Here is a 9,949-nt window from a genome sequence, read left to right as displayed (position 1 = left end):
GACCGCCGCGACCTGGCACAACGATCACACCGGCCAGCTCGTCCTGCGCTCACTGATCGCCTACGATCACTGACCCCTTGGAATAGATCATCTAGGCCCGGACGACCGGGAGAACCTGCTGCCGTACGCCAACATGGCCTTCAACGCCTTCGGCCCACGCAACGACCTCGTCGCGGCCGACGCCCGCCGGATGGCCGACCTGCCGGCATGGGTGAACGCCCAGCGCGAACGGGAGGCGTTGAGCGAGGACGGCTTCGGCGCGGCGATCTGGGCTGCCGCCGACCGTGGTGAACTGCCCTACGAGCAGGTGCCGTTGGTGGTGTGCTCGCTCCTCACCGCCGGTGTCGACACCACGGTGCACGGTTCGGCCGCCTGTCTGTACGCCTTCGCCACCCACCCCGAGGAGTGGCAACGCGGCAGACCTTCTTCACGTTCCTGGGCGCGGCCAGCCTCGACCCGGCTCGCTGGGCGGACTCCGACCGCTACGACCTCACCCGTGCCCCCTCTGGCCACGTCGGCTTCGGCATGGGCATCCACCGGTGCGTCGGCCGGCATGCGCGTTCACCCGGCTGCCGCCCGACCGGCCGTCTGTCCATCTCCATGTATCCAGAGGGCGGGGCGGTCGGCAGGACAGGGCTCGGGGCGCTCCCGGAGTTCTTCGAGGCACAGGCATAAGATGGCCGAATGAGCACAGTACTGCTGAACACCTCGGCCGGGGACATCACCCTGGAACTCGACGATGCGAAGGCGCCCAAGACGGTCGCGAACTTCGTCGAATATGTCCGGTCCGGCCATTTCGACGGCACCATCTTCCACCGGGTGATCCCCGGTTTCATGATTCAGGGTGGCGGCCTGACCGCCGACATGGAGCAGAAGCCCGCGCCGCAGCGCGTGGAGAACGAGGCCAAGAACGGCCTGCGCAACGACAAGTACACGGTGGCGATGGCGCGCACGTCGGACCCGCATTCGGCGAGTGCGCAGTTCTTCATCAACACCGCCGGCAACGAATTCCTGAACTACCCGGGGCAGGACGGCTGGGGTTACGCCGTGTTCGGGAAGGTCGTGGCGGGCAACGACGTGGTGGACGCCATTGAGGGCGTGCCCACCACGTCCCGGGCCGGGCACCGTGATGTGCCGGTGGAGCCGGTGACGATCGTGTCCGCGCAGCTGGTCTGAGGTCAGTGACCCTCGCCCGCGTCGCCTCTTGCCGAGGCGACGCGGGCGTTTGTACGCTCACGCGCGCTGATTCCGTACCGATGCGGCGCTCTTCCTGCCTAAACGGTGAGGGGATCCGCGCCGAGCCACGCGGCATCGAGCGGTCGCCGGAGACCGCCGGCGGTCACAGGGCGCGGGTTGCTCGGCGGGACCGCCTCCAGGATCGCGCGCACGGCACCCTCGATGTCGGCCTCGTTGAGCGGTCGCGCAGTGCCTTCGCCGCGTCCACGGCACGCCGAGGACGCTGCAGACCCTCGACAGCGGGAGCGGCGCCGAACGCTTCAGCGATCCGGCGCCCGGCCCGCGGCGCGGCGGATCTCCGCCCAGCGGGATCTCCGGGGCGCCCTCCACGAAGAACGCAACGACGACGGTGGCTTCGTTGGTGACGTTGATGGTCTGCGTGGAGGCGCCGAGGACGTCGGAGAGCAGCACGAACTCCTGGCGGCGGTCGGTGGTGATGTGACCGGCTGCGGTGAGGAAGTCGATGGCCTGCCGCCATTCGGCCTCGGTCTGCCGGACGACCAGGCTGCCTCATGCCACAGTGCGCCGGCCGGCGCTGGAACTCGTCGAGGCCGGGGCGCTGGAGCGGGCTCCGGACGGCGCGTTCACCGTGGGCCTCCGGCTGTGGCAGCCGGGCACACTGGCACCGCTGAGCGTTCCGCTGCGCACCGCCGCACTGCCGTTCATGAACGACCGGTCCTCGTGGAGCGGCTGTGGCGGGCAACGAGGTGGACCTCGTGTCGAGGATCGGCGGCAAGCCGCCGTTGCACTCCTCCGGTGTGGGCAAGGTACTCCTCGTGCACGTCGGCCCCGTAACGGTGGAACAGGCCATCGCCCGGGGCCCGGTGGCCTACACCGAATGCACGGTCACCGATCCCGCCCGGCTGCGGGCGATGCCGGCCGAGTGCCGCGAGACGGGCGTGGCCGTCGGCCACGAGGAAACGGCCCACGGAGTCGACTCCGTCGCCACCCGCATTCTCGACACCGTCGGCGAGACCATCGCGGCCCTGCCGGCCGTCGTCAGCACCGGCTCCGTCGGCCTACGGGCCGTACGCCCGGCCGTCGTCGCGTCGGGCCTGGCGGCGTCCCGCAGGCTGGGCCGGCAGTCTTCGGCCGGGGTCCGACAGGTCCGCCGGCGTCAGCGTGACGCGGGCACGATGCCGTCGAGTACCGAGTCGACCACCTGCCTCGAGAAGCGGGCGTCGGGCTGCGGTGCGTCGGGGTGGAGGAGGGAGCGGGAGAGGACCGGGCCGATGATGAGCTCGCCGATGAGGGCCGGGTCGAGGTCCGGGCGGAGCTCGCCGCGTCGCTGGGCCGTGGCGAGCAGGTCGTAGAGGGCCTGTCGGCGCGGGCCGATCACCGTGCGCAGGAAAGCGGCGTTGAGTTCGGGCAAGGTGCGGATCTCCGCGACCAGGACGGCGAGGTTGGTGCCGGAGTTCTCGCTGAGGTAGAGGCGCCGGACGCTTTCCAGGACGCGGAACAGAGCCTCACGCAGCGGCACGCCGGTGAGTTCATCGCCCACTACTGGGACGCCTCCCAGGGGCGCTTCACCCAGGGCAGCATCTCCAGCGAGAACGCGCTGGCCATCGCCTTCGACCTGGTGCCCGGTGCGGACCTGGACCCCGACGACCCGCGCCATCTCGCCGGGTCGAAGACGCTGGCGGAGAACCGGAAGGCGCTCGCGAAGCTCCTCGCCGACCGCATCGTGGCCGCCGACCATCACATCCAGAACGACATGTACGGGTCGCGCTACGAGTTCAACATCCTCAGCGAGTACGGCTACACGGACACCGCGCTGAAGGCCGTCACCCAGACCGGCGCGCCCGGCTACGTCTACCAGATCGCCAAGGGCGCCACCTCGCTGTGGGAGCAGTGGACCGACCGGCTCTCGGTCGACCACCACTACCGCTCCAACGTGGCCACCTGGTTCTACCAGAGCCTGGCCGGGATCAGGCCGACCTCAACCGCCTACGCGTCGCTGCGCATTCGCCCGTACATCCCCTCGGCCGCGGTCAACAGCCGTGTCCCGAAGGACACTCAGGACACCGACCTCGCGCCCGCGACCCTCGACCATGTCAGCGCCTCGATCGACACCGTGCGCGGCAGGGTGTCGTCGGAATGGCGGCGCCGGCCCGACGGCAGGATCGACCTCGCGGTCACCGTCCCGTACAACACGGAGGCGGAGATCTGGGTCCCCACCCAGGGCAGGCCCGTCACCGCGCCCCGGGATGTCGTCCTCGTGCGGGACGACACCTCCGGCGACGCGGCGTACAAGGTCTACCGGGCCCGGGCGGGGGCGTACCGGTTCAACGCCTGACCGTGCGGACGTCGGCCGGTGGGGCTACCAGGCCGGCATCGCGTGCTCGGGGTAGCGGGCGCCGGCCGCGCCGTGCGGGAGGATCTCCTGGATGCGGGCCAGATCCTCGGCGGAGAGCGTGACGTGCGCGGCGGCGACGTTCTCCGCCAGACGGTGTGGGCTGCGCGTGCCCGGGATCGGCACGATGTCGTCGCCCTGGGCCAGCAGCCAGGCGAGGGCGAGCTGGGTCACCGCGATGCCCTTGCTCTCCGCCAGGGCCGTCAGCTCGCGTACGGCGGCCAGGTTCCTCTCGTAGTTGCCGGGCTGCCAGCGCTCGTCCCAGCTGCGCATGTCGTCGGCCGGGTACGCGGCGGCCGGTTTCACCGCGCCGGTGAGGAAGCCGCGGCCCAGCGGGGAGTACGGCACGAAGCCGATGCCCAGCTCGCGGACGACCGGCAGTACGTCGGCCTCGACGGCCCGCTCGAACACCGAGTACTCGGTCTGCAGCACGGACACCGGGTGGACGGCGTGGGCGCGGCGGATGATGTCGGGGCCGGCCTCGCTCAGGCCGAAGTAGCGCACCTTGCCTTCGGCGATCAGCTCGCCGACCGTTCCGGCCACGTCCTCGATCGGCACGTCCGGGTCGACGCGGTGCTGGTAGAGCACGTCGACGTGGTCGGTGCCGAGGTGGCGCAGGCTGTTCTCGGTGACCTCGCGGATGTGCTCGGGGCGGCTGTCCAGGGCGCCGATCTTCGTGGGGTCGCTCAGGTCGAAGCCGAACTTGGTGGCGAGGACGACCTCGTCACGGACGTCCTTCAGGGCGCGGCCGAGGAGCTGCTCATTGCTGCCCGTGCCCATGCCGTACAGCTCGGCGGTGTCGAAGAGGGTGACGCCGAGTTCGTATGCGCGGCGGAGGGTGGAGATGCTGCTCTGCTCGTCGGCGGCCCCGTAGGCCATGGTCATGCCCATGGTGCCCAGGCCGACGGCGCCGACCCGCAGACCCTGGGTGCCGAGGGTGCGGTGGGGGAGCTTCGTGTCGTGCTGTGTCATGCCCTCCACGCTAGGAACACGGCGCCGGGACGTCATGGGGCACCGATCGCATAGGATTGCCTGATCCTCTCAAGCGAAGGACATCCCATGCTGGACCGCCTCGCCCGTGCGATCGAGCGGCACTGCCAGGGGACCTGGTCCGAGACCGCCGTACCCAGGCTCTCGCTGGTCGCGCTCGACGAACTCCTCGAACCGATGGAGGTGATGTACGAGCCGATGATCTGCTTCATCGCCGACGGTGCCAAGCGCACCGCGGCGGGCGAGCACAGCTGGATCACGCCTCGCGGTGAGATGGCCCTGATCACCCTCGACGTGCCGGTGACCGCGGCCTTCGAGAAGGTTCCCTACCGCGCCGCGGTGATGCGGCTCGACAGCCAGGCGCTCGCCGCCGTGCAGATGGAGCTGGAGGAGGCAGGCCAGTCGTCACCACCGGCCGTCACCGCCGCGGTGACCGCACCCATGGCGCCGGAACTGGCCGACGCGGTCACCCGCTGGATCCTCCTCCTCGACACCCCGGCGGACATCGGCCCGCTCGCCGGCCGCATCGAGGACGAGATCCTCTACCGGCTGTTGCGCAGTCCGCTCGGACCCGTCCTGTGGCACTGGTCCATGGCCGACTCCGCGGCCTCCCGGATCCGTACGGCGGCCCGCTGGATCCGCGACCACTACACCGAACCGCTCGGCATCGACGAGCTCGCCGAGGTGGCCCGCATGAGCCCGGCCACGCTGCACCGGCACTTCAAGGCGGCGACGGGCATGAGCCCGCTCAAGTTCCAGAAACACCTGCGGCTGCAGGAAGCGCGCCGCCGGATGTTCGCGGGGGATGTCACGGCGGCCGAGGCGGCCCAGGCCGTCGGCTACGTGAGCGCCACCCAGTTCAACCGCGAATACCGCCGCGCCTACGGCCTGCCGCCCGGCCAGGACGCCGCCCGGCTGCGCGCCCGGCTCTCCGAGTCCCGGGCCGTTCCGGTCCTGGTCGACGGGTCGGGCGCCAAGCCGTAGCAGGCGTCCCGGACCTGTTCCCGGTGGACTTCCCCTCCGGCCAGGGCAGTGACCTCGCCGGCGTCGTCGTGGCCGTCGGTGCCGGGGTGGACGGGATCGCCGTCGGCGACGAGGTACTGGGCTGGATGCCGGGTCCGGCCGCGCAGGCCACGCATGTGGCCGTCCCGGCGGTCCACCTGGCACCCAAGCCGGCCCGGCTGAGCTGGGAGGTGGCCGGCTCGCTGCACATGGTCGGCGCCACGGCGTACGCGGCCGCCCGTGCTGTCGGCGCCCAGCCCGGGGAGACGGTCGTGGTGTCCGCCGCGGCCGGCGGGGTCGGCACGCTTCTCGTGCAGTTGCTCACCGGCCGGGGCGTGCGCGTGCTCGACATCGCTTCGGAGGCCAACGCCGAGTGGCTCGACCAGCACGGCGTCGTCCCGGTGCCGTACGGGGACGGGCTCCGTGAGCGGATCGAGGAAGCGGCCGGCGCGGGCGGGGTCGACGCGTTCATCGACCTGTACGGGCCGGAGTACCTGGACCTCGCCGTCGATCTCGGTGTGCCGCCGGACCGCATCCAGACGACCGTCGCCATGGAACGGGCCGCGCGGATCGGCGCCAGGACCGACGGCCGCCACAACGCGACCGCCCGCGAGATCCTGCCGGAGCTGGTCGACCTGGTCGCCTCGGGCACGGTCGAGCTGGCTCCCAAACGAACTGGTTCGTTACCATGAGTGCATGGCATACGACTCGGCAGCGACCAGAGAGCGCATTCTCGCGGCGGCGACCATGGAGTTCGCCGCGCACGGTGTCTCCGGTGCCCGGGTGGACCGCATCGCCGCCGAGGCCAAGGCCAACAAGCGCGCGATCTACGACTACTTCGGCGACAAGAACAAGCTCTTCGCCGTCGTCCTGGAGCGCGCGCTGGCCGCGCTGGCCGAGGCCGTACCGCCCAGCGAGGACCTGCCCGGCTACGCGGAGCGCCTCTTCGCCTATCACCGGGCCCACCCCGAGGCGCTGCGCCTGGTGATGTGGGAGGCCCTGGAGATCGGCGAGCAGCCCGTCCCAGCCGAGGAGACCCGCACCCGCCACTACCAGGACAAGATCGACGCGGCGGAATCCGGCGGCGCGGGCGGCGACGCACGTACCCGCGTGTTCTTCACCCTCGCCCTGGCCGGCTGGAGCATCGCCATGCCCCAGCTGCGCCGCATGATCCTCGGCCCCGACTACAGCCTCGACAACCTCGGCGCGGACGTCGCCCGAGCCGTGCGCACCCTGCCGGCCGGGACCGGTCCGGATGGCCGGGAGCAGGCCTAGGGCCGTCACGCGGAGGGTGGGGCCACGGATGCGCGGGAAATGGACACGGTCGGCCCGACGAGTGCCGCCGCGGTACCGGGCGCGGGGGCGGAGACGTGCGGCAGGCACCGGGGCGGCGGCTCGCCCGGTTCCCCCGGAGGGCGGGCGGCGCACGTGAGGTGCCGGTGCGCGGTCTGCCGGAGGGTGGCCCCTCACTCGACGTCGTGCGGATCCGGGCGGGTGTGCCCGAGGACGAGACCGGGTGCCACGTCGAGCTGCGCCAGGATTTCCACACCCTGTTCTGGGCCGGCTCGGGCACCGGTCGGCAGGTGATCGACGGCGTTCCGCTGGAGGTGACCTCGCCCAGCCTGACCCTGGTCGGACGCGGCCAGTTGTACCGGTACGAGCAGATGACCGATGTGGACGGCGCGGTCGTCGGCTTCGGCGAGGTCATGCTCTACGAGGGCTCCGTCACCCGGGTCAACTCCGTCTGGCTCGTGGGACGTTACGGAGTCCAGTCGGTGAGCGTGCCGGCAGCGGACGCGGCACGGATCGACGGGCTGGTCGACCTCCTGGCCACCGAGGCACGGAGACCGCACGACGCGCTGAACGCGGAGGTGCACCGGCACCTGCTCCTCACCCTGCTGCTGTGGACCCAGCGCTACCACGACGACGCCCACGCCCAGGGCCGACGAGCGAGGACGCCGACACACGACTGCACCGCCGGTTCGTGGCCCTGCTGGAGCGGGACTTCGCCCACCACCACGACGTCGACCACTACGCCGACGCACTCGGCGTACCGGCACCGCAGCCGGCCCGCGCGCTGTCCGGCAGCACCGGCCGCCCGACGAAGACACTGCTCATGGAGCGGGTCATGCTCGAGGCATCACGCCTGCTCCGGTTCACCGACCTCCAGGTCGGAGAGACCGCCTCCCGGGTCGGCCTGCGCAACCAGTTCTACTTCTCGCGCGCCTTCAAACAGCGGTACGGCGAGTCACCACAGGCCTACCGCACTCGCGTACGCGAGGTCGGCCTGTGAAAAGGTGCATGGATCCGGCGACTTCCGCCATGGAGTGATCCACTCCGGTCAGTGGCCGACCTCGGCGCCTCCACGCACACTAGAGTGATCGACATGCCGATCCCCGTACACGCCCTCGTGCACTGTCCGTTGACCGTCGAGGCCGTTGCGGAGCTGGTCGCTCTGCCGACAGCCCCGCCGGTGCCTGACGAATTCGACGCCGTGGCCGAGGAGATGCAGCGTCGCGGATGGGAATGGGAGCACCTGGTCTGCGACTCCTTCCGCACCGCTCACCACCACGTGGTCTGCAGCGATGTCGGCAATCCGTTCGGAGATCCCGACGCACGGACGTTCCTCGTCTTCGGCGAGATGTACCCGGTCGACCCGAAGGACGAAGACATGACCAACGGCCCATGGCTGTACGGCTATATCGAGGGCTGGGAAAAGGTGCCCGGCTGGACCAGCCGCAGACCCTCCACCGACGAGGACTGCGAGGCCGTACTCGCGCAGGCGGCGCAAGCGGTCACCGAGCACCTGGGCGAAGCCCCTGAGCGGACGATTGCCTCGTCCTACACCGTGGCGGCCGGCCCCGCACTGACGCACCGCATCTGGCGCACCCCCACCCACGCCCTCATCCTCGGGCCGACGGCGGACAACGGCCCCTACGGCTACCTCACCCACCTGCAACTGTCCTGCACACCGCTCTCCTGCGCTCCCGACCTGCCTCCCGCGGGCGACAAGGACGGCTTGGACGGATGGATCACCGCACACATCGACTGGTGACCGAGTGACTGGTCGTGACGTGGGCCGTCTCGAGCACGGTGTCGTCGATGCGGTGCTCGTCGCGCAGGCGGATGACGGTGGCGCGTTTGTGGGTGAGGAGGGCGAGGCGCAGTGCGGTGTAGTGCCGCACGTGGCGTACGACGGGCTCGGTCTGCTCGTCGGCTGCGGAGCCTCGCGTGCGGACCGTGATCAGGTGGGTCTCGTATTCGTCCCGCAGTCGTTCGGTGACGTCGGGGTCGGTGCCCAGTTCGGCGGCGACCCGCGGCAGGGCCTTGAGAGCCTCTTCCGTGACCGTCGTGTCGGCGAGCAGGCGCTCGGACTCCAGCGTGGTGTCCTGGGGGAGGCGGGCCCAGCGGACCACGGCGGGGAGGAGCAGGCCCTGGCCGATCAGGGTGACGGCGATGACGCCGACCGTCACGAAGATGATCGTGTCGCGGTCCGGGAACGGCGCTCCGGAGTCCAGGCTGGTGGGCACGGACAGCGCGACCGCCAGCGAGACCGCGCCCCGGAAGCCGGACAGGGCACCGACCACTCGAGCACGCTCGTTCATACGGCGCAGGCGTTGCCGGGGACGGCGGTCGAGGAGCCGGATGACGCGTACGGCCAGGAAGGTGAAGCCGAAGCGGACAACGACCAGTGTCGCGGAGACGGCCGCCACGGCGATCAGGGCATGGGCGAGGCCGGTGCTGTTCAGGCCTCGTACGGCCGACTGTGACCCGATCCCGACGAGGTCCGCGAGGACCCCGGAGGCCGCCACCGCCTCGGCGAGGAGGAACGCGGTGAACGGCACCAGGACCACCACGGTCGTGCCCAGGACGGGGTTCGGCACGTGCGGGCGGATGAGCGCCGCCAGTCCCGCGGTGGGCGCGCCCGCCGCCGCGCCGCCCGCGTAGGAGAGCAGGAACAGGCCGCCCACGCGGGGCACGCTGAAGTGTTCCTCACCGACCGTGATGCCCACGGCGAGCCCGTAGACGACGAGGGCCGTGCCGTCGTTGATCAGGCTCTCGGCGCGTAGCAGAGTGAGGTTGCGGCGCGGGAGCAGCCGGGCCACCACCTCGACCGCGGTGGCGTCGGTCGGGGCGACGGCCGCACCGAGCACCCAGGCGGGCACCCAGGGCATGCGCAGGCCGTGCGCCACGGCGGCCACCGCCCAGGCCGTGACGATCACCAGCACGGTGCTGACCAGGATGATGCCGCGCGGGTCACGGCGGATCTCCCGCAGGGAGATGGTCCGCAGGCGGAGACGGTCGCTCACGATGCGGCACAGGAGGACGGCCACGCCGAGGACGACGACGAGTTCGAGGCCGAGCAAG

The 9,949-nt window shown here is 71.1% G+C and carries 11 protein-coding genes and 2 pseudogenes; 9 read left to right on the top strand and 4 right to left on the bottom strand.

Annotated elements, in window-relative coordinates:
• The first annotated feature begins 405 nt into the window (after positions 1–405).
• Together ACH47Z_RS33900 and ACH47Z_RS33895 are read left to right on the top strand one after the other, a co-directional pair.
• Positions 406–675, top strand: a complete 270-nt coding sequence (locus ACH47Z_RS33900) for a hypothetical protein (protein ID WP_399080624.1) — start codon at positions 406–408, stop codon at positions 673–675.
• A gap of 9 nt (positions 676–684) precedes the next feature.
• Entirely contained in the window at positions 685–1,176 is a 492-nt protein-coding gene (locus tag ACH47Z_RS33895; RefSeq protein WP_399080622.1) for a peptidylprolyl isomerase, read from the top strand.
• 333 nt (positions 1,177–1,509) lie between these two features.
• Here the strand turns inward: ACH47Z_RS33895 and ACH47Z_RS33890 are convergent.
• A pseudogene (locus tag ACH47Z_RS33890) lies at positions 1,510–1,734 on the bottom strand (dioxygenase); the annotation flags it as partial.
• 194 nt (positions 1,735–1,928) lie between these two features.
• On the opposite strand from ACH47Z_RS33890, the pseudogene ACH47Z_RS33885 reads away from it, so the two are divergent.
• A pseudogene (locus ACH47Z_RS33885) lies at positions 1,929–2,183 on the top strand (IclR family transcriptional regulator C-terminal domain-containing protein); the annotation flags it as partial.
• 170 nt (positions 2,184–2,353) lie between these two features.
• On the opposite strand, the gene ACH47Z_RS33880 reads toward ACH47Z_RS33885, so the two are convergent.
• Positions 2,354–2,737: a TetR-like C-terminal domain-containing protein gene (locus tag ACH47Z_RS33880; RefSeq protein ID WP_399080641.1), complete on the bottom strand. Its 384-nt coding sequence runs from the start codon at positions 2,735–2,737 to the stop codon at positions 2,354–2,356.
• Here ACH47Z_RS33880 and ACH47Z_RS33875 point away from each other — a divergent pair.
• Positions 2,729–3,532: an alpha-L-rhamnosidase C-terminal domain-containing protein gene (locus ACH47Z_RS33875; RefSeq protein ID WP_399080639.1), complete on the top strand. Its 804-nt coding sequence runs from the start codon at positions 2,729–2,731 to the stop codon at positions 3,530–3,532. The two genes, ACH47Z_RS33880 and ACH47Z_RS33875, sit on opposite strands and share 9 nt — an antisense overlap.
• 24 nt (positions 3,533–3,556) lie before the next feature.
• Here ACH47Z_RS33875 and ACH47Z_RS33870 read toward each other — a convergent pair whose 3' ends face one another.
• Entirely contained in the window at positions 3,557–4,561 is a 1,005-nt protein-coding gene (locus tag ACH47Z_RS33870; RefSeq protein WP_399080620.1) for an aldo/keto reductase, read from the bottom strand.
• 87 nt (positions 4,562–4,648) lie between these two features.
• Here ACH47Z_RS33870 and ACH47Z_RS33865 point away from each other — a divergent pair, with 87 nt between their 5' ends.
• The 5 genes from ACH47Z_RS33865 to ACH47Z_RS33845 all read left to right on the top strand — a co-directional run bounded on the left by ACH47Z_RS33865 (position 4,649) and on the right by ACH47Z_RS33845 (position 8,636).
• Positions 4,649–5,563, top strand: coding sequence for an AraC family transcriptional regulator N-terminal domain-containing protein (locus ACH47Z_RS33865; protein ID WP_399080618.1), 915 nt, complete (start codon positions 4,649–4,651; stop codon positions 5,561–5,563).
• Between the two features lie 23 nt (positions 5,564–5,586).
• The gene (locus ACH47Z_RS33860; protein ID WP_399080616.1) at positions 5,587–6,273 is read left to right on the top strand and encodes an NADP-dependent oxidoreductase; all 687 of its coding nucleotides are present in this window, start codon (positions 5,587–5,589) and stop codon (positions 6,271–6,273) included.
• Positions 6,274–6,277: 4 nt separating this feature from the next.
• Entirely contained in the window at positions 6,278–6,856 is a 579-nt protein-coding gene (locus tag ACH47Z_RS33855; RefSeq protein ID WP_399080614.1) for a TetR family transcriptional regulator, read from the top strand.
• Positions 6,857–7,484: 628 nt separating this feature from the next.
• Entirely contained in the window at positions 7,485–7,874 is a 390-nt protein-coding gene (locus ACH47Z_RS33850) for a helix-turn-helix transcriptional regulator (RefSeq protein ID WP_399080612.1), read from the top strand.
• Positions 7,875–7,967: 93 nt separating this feature from the next.
• Positions 7,968–8,636 carry a hypothetical protein gene (locus ACH47Z_RS33845; protein ID WP_399080611.1) on the top strand — a complete coding sequence of 223 codons (669 nt, stop codon included), beginning with the start codon at positions 7,968–7,970 and terminating at the stop codon, positions 8,634–8,636.
• Here the strand turns inward: ACH47Z_RS33845 and ACH47Z_RS33840 are convergent.
• Positions 8,614–9,948, bottom strand: coding sequence for a cation:proton antiporter (locus ACH47Z_RS33840; RefSeq protein WP_399080609.1), 1,335 nt, complete (start codon positions 9,946–9,948; stop codon positions 8,614–8,616). The two genes, ACH47Z_RS33845 and ACH47Z_RS33840, sit on opposite strands and share 23 nt — an antisense overlap.
• Position 9,949 lies beyond the last annotated feature (1 nt).

The sequence above is a fragment of the Streptomyces sp. NPDC020192 genome (assembly GCF_044388685.1).
GTDB lineage: Bacteria > Actinomycetota > Actinomycetes > Streptomycetales > Streptomycetaceae > Streptomyces.
The sequence above is the reverse complement of the archived record's forward strand: the minus strand, read 5'-3'. Positions and strand labels throughout refer to the sequence as shown.

Excerpts from the sequence above, each read along its gene's own strand:
- ACH47Z_RS33895 (WP_399080622.1), top strand. The coding sequence starts at position 685 with ATGAGCACAGTACTGCTGAACACCTCGGCCGGGGACATCACCCTGGAA.
- ACH47Z_RS33870 (WP_399080620.1), bottom strand. The coding sequence starts at position 4,561 with ATGACACAGCACGACACGAAGCTCCCCCACCGCACCCTCGGCACCCAG.
- ACH47Z_RS33865 (WP_399080618.1), top strand. The coding sequence starts at position 4,649 with ATGCTGGACCGCCTCGCCCGTGCGATCGAGCGGCACTGCCAGGGGACC.
- ACH47Z_RS33855 (WP_399080614.1), top strand. The coding sequence starts at position 6,278 with ATGGCATACGACTCGGCAGCGACCAGAGAGCGCATTCTCGCGGCGGCG.
- ACH47Z_RS33845 (WP_399080611.1), top strand. The coding sequence starts at position 7,968 with ATGCCGATCCCCGTACACGCCCTCGTGCACTGTCCGTTGACCGTCGAG.